Origin of the sequence: Streptomyces sp. ActVer (assembly GCF_027270795.1) — a bacterium.
In the GTDB taxonomy this organism is placed as follows: Bacteria; Actinomycetota; Actinomycetes; order Streptomycetales; family Streptomycetaceae; genus Streptomyces; species Streptomyces umbrinus_A.
In genome coordinates this window covers 1-16,476 of record NZ_JAPWHT010000224.1, presented here as the reverse complement: position 1 = coordinate 16,476, position 16,476 = coordinate 1, and the positions used below count along the sequence as shown (strand labels likewise).

Sequence of the window (16,476 nt, the reverse complement as noted above, 5' to 3'; positions counted from 1 at the left end):
CGCCGCGGCCACGGCCATGGCGCCGACCACGGCTTCACGATGCTGGTGCGTGGGATAGGCCGAGATCTCGGCCTGGTGCGTGGCCTGCTCCGGATCGTCCGCGTACCAGGCGCCCAGGGGGGCGATCCTCATCGCCGCGCCGTTACCCCACGAGCCCTGTCCCTTGAAGAGGGCCGAGGCCAGCTCGCGCCAGTCGCCACCCTCCCGGACCTGTCGCAGCAGACGGTTGACCGCCGGGCCGTAGCCGCGGTCGAAGTCGTGGTGCTCGGCGAAGGAGCGGGCCAGCGCGTCCTGGTCGATGCGGCGGTGGACGGACAGAGTGGCCACTACGGAGGAGGCCATTTCCGTGTCGTCGGTCCACTGCCAGGGGCCCGGCGGCAGCCCGCGACGCTTGAGCAGCGGATAGTTCGCGGGCACGAAGAACTGCGAGCCCAGCGCGTCCCCGACGGCAAGTCCGCGCAGGCTGGCCAGGGCTCGGTCCAGGCGCCCGTCGGGAGAGGAGTCAGCGGTCATCGCCCTGCCACTCTATCCGGTGACTCCGTACGGTTCCGGATCACGCCAGCGTTCGAAAGGACGGTCAAGCGTGTACTTGCCATCCTCCCCGAGAACGAGCATGCGCACCTCCGCGTTCCCCGGGTTCGACAGCGACTCGAATTCCGCGACCGTCCAGTGGAACCAGCGCATGCAGAACAGCCGCATGGCGAGGCCGTGGGTCACGAGGAGCACGTTCGGCGGGTGATCGGGGTCCTCGAAGCTCCGGAAGAGGCTCTCCAGGAAGCCGCCGACCCGGTCGTACACATCGGCACCGGACTCGCCCTGCGCGAAGCGGTAGAAGAAGTGCCCGTACGCGTCGCGGTACGCCTTCTGCAGCCGTACGTCGTCCCGGTCCTGCCAGTTTCCCCAGTCCTGTTCGCGCAGCCGGGGCTCCTCGCGTACGCGTACCTTCCCGGGGTCGAGGTGGAAGGCCCGGAAGGTCTCGTGCGTGCGGCGGTACGGGGAGACGTAAACGCTTACGCGCTCCTCTCCGAGGACCTCTCGGATCCGCGTACCGGTCTCCTCCGCCTGTCGCCACCCCTTCTCGGTGAGCGCCAGAGCATGGTCGGGTTCGCGTTCGTACACCGAGTCATCGGCATTGCCCACCGACTCGCCGTGCCGGACAAGGACGATGCGCCGTGGACGTGCCATACCGGAACCCTAGATCGAGTTGCGCCCGATCGAGCACTCGTACGGGCTCTATACGGCACAGGTCACATAAATCGCGCGCGTCTCAGACCGTCCAGGAGGGTTCCAACTGGACGATGTCGCCCGTGAGCGCCGCGACGTCCGCCTCGAGCTGGGCCCGCAGGGCGAGCCGCTCCACACGCTCGGCCCGGTATTTGCCGTGCTCGGCGGCCGACTGCCACATGGACAGGACCAGGAACTCGTGGCCGGGCGCCTCGCCGAACAGGCCCCTCACCATGCCGGGCGAGCCGGCCATCGCCGGGTTCCACACCTTCTCCTGCATCAGCGCGAAGTGCTCGGCGCGCTCCTCGTGGACGCGACAGTGCGCCACCCGTACCAGATCGGTCTCCGTGAAGCGCGGCTCGAAGCCGGTCTTCACGTCGAAACGGTGATCGAAGAGTTTGCTCTGCGCGTCCTTGAAGGTGCCCGACTGAGCAGCGGCCAGCCGGTCATGGGAGCGCGCCATGAAGGAGTCGTAGAAGGCACGGCTCTCCCAGAAGGCGAAGATGTGGGCCACTCCGGGCCTTCCCCGGCTCCAGCCCCCGCCCTGCCCCCGGAAACCCGGCTCCCCCAGAAGTCCCGCCCATTTCCGCTGCCCCCGTTCAAAACCGCGGCGGTCCACCACGGTGCAGCGAATCCACTTGACCAGCACCGCGCCATCGTACGGCCCAGGAACGTGGCGTCGGTCACGCTCGGGCGGACTGTGGCCGCCCGAGCGCCCCCGTGTGCGTGGCACGATGGGCAACACGCCTCACCTGCCAGGCAGTTGAGGCGCCCGACACAGGGTGACCACGAGGGGAGAACCGGTGAACGGCCTCAACAAGGGCATCAACAAGGTCGAGATCTCGGTGAAATGGGATCCCAGTCCCGCAGGCGAACCGGCCACCGATCTCGACATCGTCGCCGCCACCTACCTCGCGACCGACACACACAAAGACCCTGACTACGTAGTGCACTTCGACAGCCGCTCGCCGGACGGCACGATCTATCTCAACCGGGACAGCAAGGACGGCAAGGGCTTCGGCTGGGACGAGGTGATGACCCTGGAGCTCACCCGCCTCGACAAGCGGTACGCGCGCGTGGTCGTCGGCGTCGCCATCCAGCAGCGCTCCGGACGGTCCACCTTCGTCGGCGTGCACAACCCGGGCCTGCGGATCCGCGAGGGCTACAACGTCCTGGCCGAAGGCGATTTCGGCAGCGTTCTGGGGTCGACGGCCACCACGGTCGCGGACTTCGTACGCGACGGCTCCGGGGAGTGGACCTTCCGATCGGACATCCGCGGCTTCGACGCCGACCCGGCGACCTTCGCCAGGATCATGGGCAGCGCCCAGGAGTCCTGACCGAAGCGCTCACGCACGCCGAAGGGGCGGTACGGCCGGTGGCCGTACCGCCCCTCACGGTTTGTGGATCAACTGCGGGTGCGGATCAGCTGCAGCCGCTGGTCGAGCCGCAGCCCTCGCAGATGTAGCAGGAGCCGGCCCGCTGCATCTTCGTGCCGCAGGAGAAGCACAGCGGGGCGTCCGCCTGGATGCCCAGCTGCATCTCCACCAGTTCGGCGCTGGTGTGGGCCTGCTGCGGAGCGGGCTTGGCCGCCTCGACCGCTGCCTTCGGCGTGGCGACGGCCTTCAGCTCCTGCGCGCGGGGCGCGGACTGGGCGAGACCCTCGACGTCCAACTCGTCGTCGGTCGGCTCGTACGAGCCCGTCTCCAGGTGGCGCTGACGCTCGTCGGCGGAGTGGATGCCGAGCGCGGAGCGCGTCTCGAAGGGCAGGAAGTCGAGCGCCAGGCGGCGGAAGATGTAGTCGACGATCGACTGCGCCATCCGCACGTCCGGGTCGTCCGTCATACCGGCCGGCTCGAAGCGCATGTTGGTGAACTTCGAGACGTACGTCTCCAGCGGCACGCCGTACTGCAGGCCCACGGAGACGGCGATCGAGAAGGCGTCCATCATGCCCGCGAGGGTGGAGCCCTGCTTGGACATCTTCAGGAAGACCTCGCCGAGACCGTCGTCCGGGTAGGAGTTGGCGGTCATGTAGCCCTCGGCGCCGCCCACCGTGAAGGAGGTGGTGATGCCGGGACGTCCCTTGGGGAGGCGCTTGCGGACCGGGCGGTACTCGACGACCTTCTCGACCGCGGTACGGATGGTCTCCTCCGCCTTGGAGGTGACCTCGGCCTTCTCCTTGTCCTTGGTCTTCGCCGAGAGGGGCTGGCCGACCTTGCAGTTGTCGCGGTAGATCGCGAGCGCCTTGACGCCCATCTTCCACGCCTCGAAGTAGACCTCTTCGACGTCCTCGACGGTCGCCGTCTCCGGCAGGTTGACCGTCTTGGAGAGCGCGCCGGAGATCCACGGCTGGATCGCGGCCATCATGCGGACGTGGCCCATCGCGGAGATGGAGCGCTCGCCCATGGCGCAGTCGAAGACCTCGTAGTGCTCGTGCTTGAGGCCCGGGGCGTCGACGACATTGCCGTGGTCGGCGATGTGGGCGACGATCGCCTCGATCTGCTCCTCCTGGTAGCCCAGGCGGCGCAGGGCCTGCGGGACGGTGCCGTTGACGATCTGCATCGAGCCGCCGCCGACCAGCTTCTTGAACTTGACCAGCGCGAGGTCGGGCTCAAGACCGGTGGTGTCGCAGGACATCGCGAGACCGATGGTGCCGGTCGGGGCGATGACCGAGGCCTGCGCGTTACGGAATCCGTTCTTCTCGCCGAGGCGCAGCACGTCCTGCCAGGCCTCCGTGGCGGCGGCCCAGACCGGCGAGTCCAGGTCGTCCACGCGGACGGCCACGGCGTTGGCGTCGGAGTGCTGCTTCATGACCCGCTGGTGCGGCTGCGCGTTGCGGGCGTAGCCGTCGTACGGGCCGACGACCGCGGCGAGTTCGGCGGAGCGCTTGTACGAGGTGCCGGTCATCAGCGAGGTGATGGCGCCGGCGAGGGAGCGGCCGCCGTCGGAGTCGTACGCGTGGCCGGTCGCCATCAGGAGCGCGCCGAGGTTGGCGTAGCCGATGCCCAACTGGCGGAAGGCGCGGGTGTTCTCGCCGATCTTCTGCGTCGGGAAGTCCGCGAAGCAGATGGAGATGTCCATCGCGGTGATGACCAGCTCGACGACCTGCGAGAAGCGCTCCACCTCGAAGGACTGGTGGCCGAGGCCGTCGTCCTTCAGGAACTTCATCAGGTTCAGCGAGGCGAGGTTGCAGGACGTGTTGTCCAGGTGCATGTACTCGCTGCACGGGTTCGAGCCGTTGATCCGGCCGGACTCCGGGCACGTGTGCCAGGCGTTGATGGTGTCGTCGTACTGGATGCCGGGGTCGGCACAGGCCCAGGCCGCCTCGGCCATCTTGCGGAAGAGCTCCTTGGCGTCGACCTCCTCGATGACCTCGCCGGTCATGCGGGCACGCAGGCCGAACTTGTCGCCGTTCTCCACGGCCTTCATGAACTCGTCGTTCACGCGGACCGAGTTGTTGGCGTTCTGGTACTGGACGGACGTGATGTCGTCGCCGCCCAGGTCCATGTCGAAGCCCGCGTCGCGCAGGGCGCGGATCTTCTCCTCTTCCTTCACCTTGGTCTCGATGAAGCCCTCGATGTCGGGGTGGTCGACGTCGAGGATGACCATCTTGGCCGCGCGGCGGGTGGCGCCGCCCGACTTGATCGTTCCTGCGGAGGCGTCGGCACCGCGCATGAAGGAGACGGGACCCGAGGCGTTGCCGCCCGAGGAGAGCAGTTCCTTGGAGGAACGGATCCGGGAGAGGTTCAGGCCGGCGCCCGAGCCGCCCTTGAAGATCATGCCCTCTTCCTTGTACCAGTCGAGGATCGACTCCATGGAGTCGTCGACGGCCAGGATGAAGCAGGCGGAGACCTGCTGGGGCTGGGGCGTACCGACGTTGAACCACACCGGGCTGTTGAAGCTGAAGATCTGGTGCAGGAGGGCGTAGGCCAGCTCGTGCTCGAAGATCTCGGCGTCGGCGGGCGAGGCGAAGTACTTGTTGTCCTCGCCGGCCTTCCTGTACGTCTTCACGATGCGGTCGATGAGCTGCTTGAGGCTCACCTCGCGCTGCGGGGTGCCCACAGCGCCGCGGAAGTACTTACTGGTGACGATGTTGACCGCGTTCACCGCCCACTCGGCGGGGAACTCGACGCCACGCTGCTCGAAATTGACCGAGCCGTCGCGCCAGTTGGTCATGACGACGTCACGGCTCGCCCACTCGACCTCGTCGTACGGGTGCACACCCGGAGTCGTGTGGATCCGCTCGATGCGCAGTCCCTTGTTCGCCTTCGTCCCCTTGGCTCGGGAACTCCGTGCCGGACCGCTCGCCGTCTCTGTCATGCCGCCTCCCTGTATCGGGCTAAAACGCCCAGAAGTGCCTCGTTCTTCCCGTGGCACGGTGTCTGTCTGAATGCCACGAGCCACGCGTACGCGTCCGCTCGCAACAGGTCTGTGGTCGCCGCCGTCCGGGCCGGACCGGCCCCTCTCGTCAGTCGGCGGCGCTGGCGGGCACGGGGACTTCGACAGTCACTCCGGACCCGCGGTCGATTCCCTGACACTCCTGGCCCGCGCCTTCGTCGGCCTCGGCGGGGTGCTGCGTCTCTTCCCTGAGTTCAGTGATGGCGGCCTCGAAGTCCTCCAGCGAGTCGAACGCCCGGTACACGGACGCGAAACGCAGATAGGCGACGAGGTCGAGCTCCTGCAAGGGGCCGAGTATGGCCAGTCCCACGTCGTGGGTGGTCAGTTCGGCGCTTCCGGTGGCCCGCACCGCCTCCTCGACCCGTTGGCCGAGCTGAGCGAGTGCGTCCTCCGTGACAGGCCTTCCCTGGCACGCCTTGCGCACACCGTTGATGACCTTGGTACGACTGAAGGGCTCGGTGACTCCGGACCGCTTGACCACCATGAGCGAGCACGTCTCCACGGTCGTGAAACGACGGGAGCAGTCGGGACACTGGCGGCGCCTGCGGATCGACGTACCGTCGTCCGTCGTACGGCTGTCGACGACACGGCTGTCGGGGTGCCTGCAGAAGGGGCAGTGCATCGAACTCCAACCCTCCTTACACAAGCACGACTCAATAGCCTCGTCAGGGCCCTTGGGCCCCTCGAAGCAGCCCCCAGCATAGGCGATGACCATGGGTCCGGAAGACCGGGGGACCACAACTTCTGGGCTGCTGTTGCAATCCAACCACTAGATGTGGGGATTGACTCGTAAATTCGCACCCGGCGCGCGTGTCGCACTCGTATTGGCATGTGCCGCACGGCCATACCCGTGAGAGGCGTACGGGGATACGGTGGGCGCCACAGGGGCAGGGGGCCGGTTCCCAGCCGACGGGACACCTGGTGGCAGACTGACCCTCGCCCCGCTCCGGCCCACAAGGCCATCGCCCCCGGCGGTGAAGAGTACAGCAATGAGCGCTTTTGTCCGCCCGGTGCAGCGTTAGCCATACACCCAGACATGTGATCGCGTCAGGCCATCCACACTTTTTCACTCGAACGTGTGTTTGGCGCAACCTTTCGAAAGCAACTACCGTTGTCCAGCAGGGAGACGAACGAGAGGGGCCGACGTGACCACCACCGCAGACAGTGCCACCATCACTGCCCAGGACCGCTCCCAGGGCCGATTTGAGCCGGTGCATGCCATGAATGAAGTGAACCAGGAGGGGCCCAAGCCCACACGCTCCCTGCCGGGCCGACCTCCAGGTATCCGGGCGGACAGCTCCGGACTCACCGACCGGCAGCGCCGGGTGATCGAGGTCATCAGGGACTCCGTGCAGCGGCGCGGATACCCGCCGTCGATGCGGGAGATCGGACAGGCCGTCGGCCTCTCCAGCACATCCTCGGTCGCACACCAGCTGATGGCACTGGAGCGCAAGGGCTTCCTGCGCCGCGACCCGCACCGACCGCGAGCATACGAGGTCCGGGGGTCCGACCAGTCCACCGCTCAGCCCACCGACACGGCGGGCAAGCCGGCCGCGTCGTACGTCCCGCTGGTCGGCCGGATCGCCGCCGGTGGCCCGATCCTCGCCGAGGAGTCGGTCGAGGACGTGTTCCCGCTGCCCCGGCAGCTGGTGGGTGACGGCGAGCTGTTCGTCCTGAAGGTCGTCGGAGACTCGATGATCGAGGCCGCGATCTGTGACGGAGACTGGGTGACGGTCCGCCGCCAGCCGGTCGCGGAGAACGGCGACATCGTGGCGGCCATGCTGGACGGCGAGGCCACGGTCAAGCGCTTCAAGCGCGAGGACGGCCACGTGTGGCTGCTCCCGCACAACTCCGCGTACCAGCCGATCCCCGGCGACGAGGCCACCATCCTCGGCAAGGTCGTGGCGGTGCTGCGGCGGATCTGACTCCGCCCCTGACCGGGCCCCGGGACCCCTGCGCCGGTTCCGGGGCCCTGTGCTGTCCCCATGTGCGCACGTCAGTGGGCTGCCCCGGCCTCAGCCGGGGCAGCCCACTGACGTCTACGCCTCTTCTGCCTTCGCCTCTTCGGTCGTCTGTTCCGCTTCTGCGTTCTGTTCCGCCTTCTTCGCCACCTCGTCGATGGCGGCCAGGGACCTTCGCACCTGGTTACGGTCCGTCGTGAACCAGAAGTCGGGCAGTGACGCCTTCAGATAGCTGCCGTAGCGAGCCGTGGCGAGCCGCTGGTCCAGCACGGCGACCACACCGCGGTCCCCCGTCGCCCGTACGAGACGGCCGGCGCCCTGGGCCATCAGCAGGGCCGCGTGGGTAGCAGCAACGGCCATGAAGCCGTTGCCCCCGGCGTCCTCGACCGCCTTCTGGCGGGCGCTCATCAGCGGGTCGTCGGGGCGGGGGAAGGGAATCTTGTCCATGACGACCAGCTGGCAGCTGGCACCCGGGACGTCCACGCCCTGCCAGAGCGAGAGCGTGCCGAAGAGGCAGGTCTTCGGGTCCGCCGCGAAGTTCTTGATCAGCTCGCCGAGTGTCTCCTCGCCCTGGAGCAGGATGGGGAACTCCGGGATGCGGGAGCGCAGTTCCTCCGCGGCGAGCTGGGCTGCCCGCATCGAGGAGAACAGGCCGAGTGTGCGGCCGCCGGCGGCCTGGATCAGCTCGGTGAGCTCGTCGAGCATGTCCCCGCGGTCGCTGTCACGCGCGGGGCGCGCGAGGTGCTTCGCGACGTACAGGATGCCCTGCTTGCCGTAGTCGAAGGGTGAACCGACGTCGATGCCCTTCCAGGGCGGGATGTCCTCGCCCTCGATGCCTTCCGGGGCCAGGCCCAGTGAGGCACCCACGCCGTTGAAGTCGCCGCCGAGCTTGAGCGTGGCCGAGGCCAGGACGACGGAGCGGTCGGTGAAGAGCTTCTCGCGCAGGAGGCCGGACACGGACATCGGGGCGACCCGCAGGGAGGCTCCGAAGCGGTCGTGCCGCTCGTACCAGACGACGTCCCACTCCGAGCCGTTCGTGATCCGCTCCGCCACGTCGTGGACCGACTCCACGGAGGCGAGGGCCTGTTTACGGACCGCGTCCTCGTCGCCGACGGACTTGTCGCGGGTCGCGCCGATCGCCGAGATGACCGTACGCGCGGCGTCCCGCAGGGCCATCAGCGCGTATCCGAGATCCTCGGGGACCTCCTCCAGGCGACCGGGCAGAGCCAGCTCCATCAGGCGCTCGAAGCCCTCGGCGGCCGTCTGGAGCTGGTCGGCCGCCTTCTCGTTGACGAGCTTCGCGGCGCGGCGCACGGCGCGGTTGACCTGGCCCGGAGTGAGCTCGCCGGTCGCGACTCCGGTGACGCGGGAGACCAGCTCGTGCGCCTCGTCCACGATCAGCACCTCGTGCTGCGGGAGGACCGGGGCGCCTTCGATGGCGTCGATCGCGAGGAGGGCGTGGTTGGTGACGACGACCTCGGCGAGCTTGGCGCGCTCGCGGGCCATCTCGGCGAAGCACTCCGCTCCGTAGGCACACTTCGAGGCGCCGAGGCACTCCCTTGAGGACACCGAGATCTGTGACCAGGCCCGGTCCGAGACACCGGGGGTGAGATCGTCGCGGTCGCCCGTCTCGGTCTCGTCCGCCCAGTCCCGCATCCGCAGCAGGTCCTGGCCCAGCTTGCTGGTGGGAGCGGCCGCCTCGAACTGGTCGAAGAGGCCGTCCTCCTCGTCCTGCGGGACGCCTTCGTGGAGGCGGTGCAGGCACATGTAGTTCGACCGGCCCTTGAGCATCGCGAACTCGGGGCGGCGGCGCAGCAGCGGATGCAGCGCGTCCACCGTGCGCGGCAGGTCCCGCTCCACGAGCTGGCGCTGGAGCGCCAGGGTCGCCGTCGCCACGACGACCCGCTCCCCGTGCGCGAGCGCGGGCACCAGGTAACCGAGCGACTTTCCGGTACCCGTGCCGGCCTGGACCAGCAGATGGGAGCCGTCGTCGATGGCCTGCTCGACGGCTTCGGCCATGGTCACCTGGCCAGGGCGCTCCGTACCGCCGACGGCTGTAACGGCGGCATGCAGGAGTTCGGGGAGTGAGGGCTCTGTCATAGCCCGACCACCCTACGGGGCCGCACTGACAACCGGGCGATCAAGGCCGGGGCGAGGGACGCGATCAAGACGGGTGCACGGTCGGTGACACGGTGGGTGAGATGACCGGTGAAGTGATCGGTGAAGTCGTTGGTGACGTCATGGGTGATGCGGTCATTGATCATGGCTGGTGCAGCGGGTTCGGAACGGTGCCGTGCACGGCGGCGTGCGGGCGCTGGGGGCGGTCGCGGTAGCCGTCCAGGTGCAGTCGGTTGCGGTTGAGGCACAGCCGCTCGATACGCGGAGTGAGCAGGTCGAACGCTTCGTAGCGCTCCTTGAGCTCCGGGAAGAGCCTGTGGTGACGGAGGATCTCCGCCCGGACGAGCGACCAGAACTCGGCCTCCGGAACACCCAGTTGTGCCTCGCAGAGCGGGGCCAGATAGCGGAAGACACCGACGAAGAGCCCGGAGTGGATGAACTGAGTGAGGAAGGCGGCCGGTTCCGTGAGCAGCACGGCCCGTACGTCGTCCGGCATGGACGCGTGCTCGGGAAGCCGCTCGGCGCTGACGTTCACGTCGTCCACGAAGTCCTTCACCGCGAGTCGCACGGGTACGTCGTGGTCGTCGAAGACAACGATCGCGTTCTCGCCATGTGGGCTGAACACAGTGCCGTAGCGGTAGAGGAAGTGCAGCAAGGGCGGCAGCAGCGCGGCGAAGAGACGGCGCAGCCAGATCCGCGGGGCGAGGCTCGAGCGCTCGACGAGCTCCGCCGTGAAGGCCCGGCCGTCTGGGTCGGTGTGCAGGAGAGCGGCCAGAGTGCGGGCGCGTTCGCCGGGCGCCAGATGGCGGCAGAGCGGCTCACGCCAGATCGCGCCGAGCAACTCCTTGTACTGGTACGGGACTTCCGGAAGCGTGTCGTACACGGGGTGCCCGACCGTGACGGACGCGACCTCGCCGAGGAGGATCACCCCGCAGGTGTCACGCAGGAAAGGGTCCGCGTCGCGCAGGCCGTGCATCCAGGCGGTGACGGCGGGTGCCGCGAGAGTGCGCTCCGTCGGAAGGCCGCGCCACACCAGGGTGTTGAGGACGGACAGCGGCAGTTTGACGGTGTGCCGGTCCGGGCGTGAGGTGTTGAGGAAGGTACGGACCGACTGCTGGGGCAGGCGTAAATCGGCGTCCGGGGGCAGCGGCACGATGGCACCGGCGGCGACGGAGGGCGCGAAGAGCGGCAGCACGACGTCGTTCCACTGCCAGGGGTGCACGGGCAGGTAGAGGTACGACTCCGGCGTGAGCCCACGCGCGCGTAGTGCGGCGTCGTAGGACTCCCTGGTGGCGGGGTCGAGTTCGCGCGCGTAGAGCTCGTCCGCGGTCTCCAGGCCCGCGACACCCCTGTATGTGGCCAGCGAGGTGTGCACCGCGATCCACGGCAGAGCCGTCCCTCTGCGACCCTCGGGTGCCCAGTGGGCGGCGTCCGTGGCCGAGAAGCCGAGGCGCCCTTTGTTGAGCACGATCCAGGGGTGGCCCGTCTGATGGCCTTCCAGCTCGGCGTATCCGAGGTCGGCCAGCCGGGCGGCGGGCAGCGCTGTGTGGTCGAGGCGCGCGTCCGCGGCGAGTGTGGTGGTCAGTTCCCTGATGACGTGCCCGAGGGTGGCGCCGTCGAGCCCGAGGGTGGCGCGGGCTCGGGTGAGGAAGTCGAGGGGGTCGGTGTAGGGGCTTGGGGCTTGCGGTCCCGCGGTCTCGCCGGTCGCTCCCGTTGCCTCGGTCAAGGTGAGTGAGGAGGGATCGACCCGCCAGCTGTCGTACGCGCCGCGCCGGGCCCGGAAGGCGATGGTGCCGCCGGCGTCGAGGCGGAGGGTGTACGAACGCTCGTCGTCGGCTCCTGCGGCGGGCGGCGAATCGTCTCCTCTGGGGCCCTGCGCTCCGACCGGTGCCGTGACCTCGGGAGCACAGGTGGCTGCCGCGGCCTCACCAGGGCGGTTCCCGTCCGCCTCGGGTACCAGGATCTCCTCGTGCGCGAACTCCCCGATCATCTTGGCGAGCAGGCGGCGCCCCGCTCTTTCCCATCGCTCCGGGCTCAGTTCGGGCGGGTCGTAGAGCCACGACGGCCCTCCGGGAGTCGGGGCGGCGGACGGGTTCGGCACGGGGACTCCTCGACTGGGAACCTGATCGGGGCGAGCGGTGTACTAAAAGTGACGGCGCTACAACAGATCGCGCAGGGCCCGGTCCCGGACCATGAGGGCTGCCTTCTTGTCGGGCAGATCGACCTCTGCGGAGAACCGGAAGCCGGCACTGAGAAAGGCGGACACGGAGGGGATGTTGCGGAGGTCGGGTTCAGCGATGACGCGTGCGCATGAGGGACGACGGTCGAGGACCAGATCGGAGACGGCTCTGAGCAGAGTCGTGCCGAGCCCACGCCCGCGATTGGCGACACCACCGATGAGGAGGTGGATACCGGTGTCGTGAAGGCGGGCGGGGTAGTGGCGGGCCAGGGGGTCGAGGTCCGCCCGGTAGATCTCCCAATAGCTCATCGGCGTGCCGTCCAGCACGCCGAGGCAGGGGACGCTGCGCCCGTCGCCGCCGAGCTGGGCGCGTAGGTGGTCCTCAGTCGCCGTCCCGGGTCCGGAGAGCTCCCAGAAAGCGGCCACGGCAGGGTCGTTCATCCAGCGGCTGATGAGCGGGAGGTCTCGGTCGAGGTCTACGGGGACGAGGTGGAAGACGCCCGCGGCGGTGGCGGTCGGTCCCCAGTCACCGACGCGGTCGAGCAGGTCGTCACCGGCCGGGGCGACCGGGGCCGGCCACGCTGTGCCCGGCGCCGAGGCCTGCGCCGTGCCCACCGTGCTCCGGCCCCCGCCGTTCCGCTCTGCCCGTTCCGCGGCTCCCCGGGCCGTTTCGGCCTTCGCTCCCCCGGCCGTCTCGCCCTTCGCTTCCTCGGCCTTCCCGGCGAAGAGCGCGAGGAATTCGTCGGGCAGGCGCAGATCGAGGGTGTCCTCGGCGTCCGCACCGGGACCCGTGTCGCAGCCGGCGGTGGTGTAGGGGGCGGTACCGGCGTCGGTGCTCGCATCGGTGGGAGGCACGGCGACGCTCCTCTCAGGAGACGGGGTGGGTCATGTTCCTCAGGAATGAAGGGGGTTGGCGATGGTGACGTATACGGACTGGGTGTCGACCGGACCGACGAGTTCGTCGAGGCCGTGCAGCCGGGTCAGCAGGTTGGCCTTGCAGCGCAGAACGGGTGAGTCGAGCAGTTGGGCGGGCAGGGAGGTACGCAGCCGGGCGGGCCCCGAGGCGACGTCGGCGAGGAACCGGCGGAAGGCGGCGAGCAGCAGCCGTTCGTCGGCCAGGCGCTGGGAGCCGAAGGCCCCGATGAGGCCGAGCACGTTGTTGATGCCGAGGTAGTAGGCGAAGCGCTCGTCGGTGACCTCGTCGGAGACGAAGGTGTCGCTCTGTTCGCCGATGCCGGGAAGGCGTTTGCCCAGTTCCGCGCGCCGGGACTCGCGGAAGTAGTAGCCCTGGTTGTCTCGGTAGCGGCCGCCCGTGGGCCAACCTTCCTGGTCCAGCAGGAGCAAGGTGTTCTGTTGGTGCGCCTCCAGCGCGATGCCCGCCTCGCTGTCCAGCCAGAGGACGGGGCGGACGACCTGCTCCAGGTAGCGCAGGAACCACTCGGCTGCGACGGCACCGCGCGGTCGGCCCGTGCGGCCGGCGAGCAGGGTGACGATCTCGGTGAGCCTGGCCCGTGTCGTGGTCCTGCTCTGCTCGGGGTGTTGCTGTCCGGTGGGCTGGGCCTGGGGCCTGGGCGAGACCAGTCCGGCGACGCACGAGACGTCGTCCGTCGGCGTGAACGGATTGTGGCGGATCATCACGTCGAGGCCGGGCACGGGGTTGCCGTCCGGGTCGTTCACCGCGAGCCAGGCCGGGTCGCGGACGATGTCGAAGCCCGGGTGGACTGCCTGCCACTGCTCGGCGAGGCCGCCGCGCAGCAGCCGGTGGACCTCGACACCGCGGTGGAGTTCCTTGCGGAGGTTCTCCCGGCGGGAGTTGGTGATCCGCAGGCCCAGCGACAGCTTCAGCATCGCGGGGGCGTCGGAGCGGTAGAGAGTGCGTACGGAGGAGGTGGGGTGCCAGGGGGAGCCATGAGGACCGAGGTCCAGGAGCAGTCCGGCGTCCAGAAGTTTCGCCGTATCCGGGCGGTGGCGGATCTCGCGGACCTGCCAGGGGTGCATCGGCAGCGCGGCGTATCCGTCGGGCAACCGCAGTCCGGCACCGGCGAGCCGGGGCGTGAGCTGCTCTGCGGGCACGAGGCGGCCTCGCTCGGTCCAGGCCGAGTCGGTGGCGAGCGCGGAGAGGGCGACAGCCATCCAGTGCAGAGGGAAGGAGCCGCGCAACTCGGGTGAGTAGAGCCGGGTTTCGGCCCCGGAGAGTCCCTCGCGGCTCTTTGGAGTGGGGTGCAGCGGGTGGCCGAGCAGCAGCGCCTGCTCGGCCGAGAGGAAGAGGTCGGGGCCGTCGGCGGGGTTCTCCCTGCGGTCCGTGATGAAGAGGACGGTCCGTCCTACGGAGCCGGCGACTCGGCCGACCAGGTCACCGCCGCCGGCCGAGTTGTGGGACTGGGACTGGGCGGGAGCGTCCGTCGTGGCGGGGGCGTGGGGCTCAGCAGGAGTGTCCGCGGCGTCGGAGGCGTGGGGCTCAGCAGGAGCGTCCGTCTCGTCGGATGCACTTGGCTCGGCGGGAGCGTCCGGAGCGGTGAGGGCGGTCGGCCGGGTGGGCGCACCGGTCGTCGGGGTCTCGCGTCCCAGGAGGGCCGCGAGGGTGACCGCGTCTGTGGGAGGTGCCTGGTCGGGGGCGTCGGAGAGGTAGGGAGGGCCGAGGCGGTGCCATCCCGTGTGAGACCAGTAGTGGACGGGAACGACGAGGGCTGTGCCGCTCGCGGGAAGGGGGATGCGGAGGGTGCCGTCGTCCGGGGCGGCGAGGTCGTGCTCGCGTACCCAGCAGCGCAGCAGGTTCTCGATGGCGGCGGCCTGGGCCGCGGTGTGGGGATCGGGGTGTTCCAGCAGGTCGGTGGTGGCGCCGCGCAGCCGTTCGGACTCCTGGGACCCGGTCTTCTGCCTGGGGACCGATTCGGTCCCCGACCCGAGCGGGGCCTGTGTGCCGCGCCCTCCTCGCTCGTGGGTGTAGGGGTGGCCGTCGGGTGCGGGGATGGCGTTCAAGAGGCTTCCTCGGGGGTGGTTCAGGTTCGTGCGGCGACGAACCGGGGCTGTTCCGGCGTGCGTTGGACCCGTGCTGTTCCTGGTCGATGCGGGTGCGGGAGTCGTCTGGTTTCGGAGGTGGGGGGTGCCGGGAGATGGAGGAGGCAGTTCTGGTGTTGCCTTGCGGGTTTCGCCGGAGGACGACGGCCGCGGGGCCCCACGGCCGAGCCGTCCACTGGGCGGACCAGCTATCCGGAGCGCTCGGCCCGTTGGGCGTGCTCTGCCTGTCGGGCGTGCCCGGTTGCTGTCCGCCGGGTGCTCTCGGCCGCCGGGCCGGTGGCAGCCTTCGCGACCTCCGCCACCGCGTCGGACAGCCGGTTGAGCACCGCGCTCGCCTGTTCGTCGCTGATCGTGAGCGGTGGAAGCAGGCGCACCACACTGGAGTTCCGTCCGCCGAGCTCCACGATCAGTCCGCGGCGCAGGCACTCCCGCTGGACGGCGGCCGCCAGTTCGGGGGCCGCCGGAGGCGGTCCGCCGGGGGACGACGGCGGCTTCTCGGGGTCCACGAGTTCGACACCGATCATCAGCCCCCGGCCGCGCACGTCGCCGACGCAGCCGAAGTCGTCGGCAAGGCTCTGGAGTTGGGTGATCATGCGGGTGCCCAGAGCCGCGGCTCGCTCGGCGAGGCCGTTCTCACGGACGTACGCGAGGGTCGCGGCGCCGGCGGCCATGGCGAGCTGGTTGCCGCGGAACGTGCCCGCGTGGGCGCCCGGTTCCCACATGTCGAGGCCCTCGCGGTAGACGACGACCGCCAGTGGCAGGCTGCCGCCGATGGCCTTGGAGAGGACCATCACGTCGGGTGTGATGCAGCTGTGCTCCACCGCCCAGAAGGCACCGGTGCGCCCGACTCCCGTCTGGATCTCGTCGGCGATCAGCGGGATGGAGCGCGCCGAGGTGATCTCCCGCATCCGCCGCATCCAGTCGTCGCGGGCCGGAATCACTCCGCCCTCGCCCTGCACCGGCTCCAGGATCATCCCGGCGGGGCTCGGCACCCCGGACTTGGTGTCGTCGAGGATGGACTCGGTCCAGCGCGCGGCGAGTTCGGCTCCCGGCTCGCCGCCGACGCCGAACGGACAGCGGTAGTCCTGCGGATAGGGCAGGCGCGCGACACGTACGTCGGACGCGCCCCCGGATGCCGCGAGCGCCCCCGCGGTCATCCCGTGGTACGCGCCGGCGAAGGCGAGAATCCCGCTACGCCCGGTCGCGGCGCGCACCAGTTTCAGGGCGGCCTCCACGGCGTCCGTACCGGCGGGCCCGCAGAACTGCACGCGCGCATGGTCGGCGAGACCGGGCGGCAGCGTGCGGAACAGCTCGGTGGTGAAGGCGTCCTTGACGGGCGTGGCCAGATCGAGGACCTGCAGCGGCGCCCCGGAGTCGAGGACCTTCCTGATGGCTTCCAGTACAACCGGGTGGTTGTGGCCGAGGGCCAGCGTCCCGGCGCCCGACAGGCAGTCGAGGTAGCGGTTCCCGTCGGCTCCCTCGATCGTCAGGCCTCGCGCGCGGACGGGGACGATCGGCAGGGCGCGTGCGTAGGTGCGCGCCGCGGATTCGCGCGCCGCCTGGCGCCGCAGGATCCCTTCG

At 69.5% G+C, this 16,476-nt stretch carries 12 protein-coding genes; 2 read left to right on the top strand and 10 right to left on the bottom strand.

What is annotated here, in order from left to right:
* The 3 genes from O3Q52_RS30710 to O3Q52_RS30700 all read right to left on the bottom strand — a co-directional run.
* Positions 1-513 (bottom strand): ADP-ribosylglycohydrolase family protein (locus O3Q52_RS30710; RefSeq protein WP_269651953.1); only part of this gene is annotated, 513 nt, incomplete at its 3' end.
* 12 nt (positions 514-525) lie between these two features.
* Positions 526-1,185: a histidine phosphatase family protein gene (locus O3Q52_RS30705; protein WP_269651952.1), complete on the bottom strand. Its 660-nt coding sequence runs from the start codon at positions 1,183-1,185 to the stop codon at positions 526-528.
* Between the two features lie 82 nt (positions 1,186-1,267).
* The gene (locus O3Q52_RS30700) at positions 1,268-1,873 is read right to left on the bottom strand and encodes a YdbC family protein (RefSeq protein ID WP_055617265.1); all 606 of its coding nucleotides are present in this window, start codon (positions 1,871-1,873) and stop codon (positions 1,268-1,270) included.
* A gap of 154 nt (positions 1,874-2,027) precedes the next feature.
* On the opposite strand from O3Q52_RS30700, the gene O3Q52_RS30695 reads away from it, so the two are divergent.
* Positions 2,028-2,561 carry a TerD family protein gene (locus tag O3Q52_RS30695; RefSeq protein WP_269651951.1) on the top strand — a complete coding sequence of 178 codons (534 nt, stop codon included), beginning with the start codon at positions 2,028-2,030 and terminating at the stop codon, positions 2,559-2,561.
* Between the two features lie 85 nt (positions 2,562-2,646).
* Here the strand turns inward: O3Q52_RS30695 and O3Q52_RS30690 are convergent, their stop codons facing one another.
* Both O3Q52_RS30690 and nrdR read right to left on the bottom strand, forming a co-directional pair.
* The gene (locus tag O3Q52_RS30690) at positions 2,647-5,541 is read right to left on the bottom strand and encodes a vitamin B12-dependent ribonucleotide reductase (RefSeq protein WP_269651950.1); all 2,895 of its coding nucleotides are present in this window, start codon (positions 5,539-5,541) and stop codon (positions 2,647-2,649) included.
* Positions 5,542-5,689: 148 nt separating this feature from the next.
* On the bottom strand, positions 5,690-6,241 hold the full coding sequence (gene nrdR / locus O3Q52_RS30685; RefSeq protein ID WP_269651949.1) for a transcriptional regulator NrdR: 552 nt from the start codon (positions 6,239-6,241) through the stop codon (positions 5,690-5,692).
* A gap of 523 nt (positions 6,242-6,764) precedes the next feature.
* Between nrdR and lexA the strand changes: the two genes are divergently transcribed.
* On the top strand, positions 6,765-7,544 hold the full coding sequence (lexA, locus tag O3Q52_RS30680) for a transcriptional repressor LexA (RefSeq protein ID WP_055617269.1): 780 nt from the start codon (positions 6,765-6,767) through the stop codon (positions 7,542-7,544).
* Between the two features lie 114 nt (positions 7,545-7,658).
* Here lexA and O3Q52_RS30675 read toward each other — a convergent pair whose 3' ends face one another.
* From O3Q52_RS30675 to O3Q52_RS30655, 5 genes are all read right to left on the bottom strand, one after another.
* Entirely contained in the window at positions 7,659-9,680 is a 2,022-nt protein-coding gene (locus O3Q52_RS30675; RefSeq protein WP_269651948.1) for an ATP-dependent DNA helicase, read from the bottom strand.
* Between the two features lie 160 nt (positions 9,681-9,840).
* A complete protein-coding gene (locus O3Q52_RS30670) occupies positions 9,841-11,688 on the bottom strand; it encodes an IucA/IucC family siderophore biosynthesis protein (RefSeq protein WP_269651955.1) in 1,848 nt (615 codons plus the stop codon).
* Between the two features lie 168 nt (positions 11,689-11,856).
* The gene (locus O3Q52_RS30665; protein WP_269651947.1) at positions 11,857-12,732 is read right to left on the bottom strand and encodes a GNAT family N-acetyltransferase; all 876 of its coding nucleotides are present in this window, start codon (positions 12,730-12,732) and stop codon (positions 11,857-11,859) included.
* A 39-nt stretch (positions 12,733-12,771) separates the two neighbouring features.
* Positions 12,772-14,724: an IucA/IucC family protein gene (locus O3Q52_RS30660; protein ID WP_269651954.1), complete on the bottom strand. Its 1,953-nt coding sequence runs from the start codon at positions 14,722-14,724 to the stop codon at positions 12,772-12,774.
* A 359-nt stretch (positions 14,725-15,083) separates the two neighbouring features.
* Positions 15,084-16,476, bottom strand: a 1,393-nt coding sequence (locus tag O3Q52_RS30655; RefSeq protein ID WP_269651946.1) for a diaminobutyrate--2-oxoglutarate transaminase family protein, incomplete at its 5' end; no start/stop codon positions are given.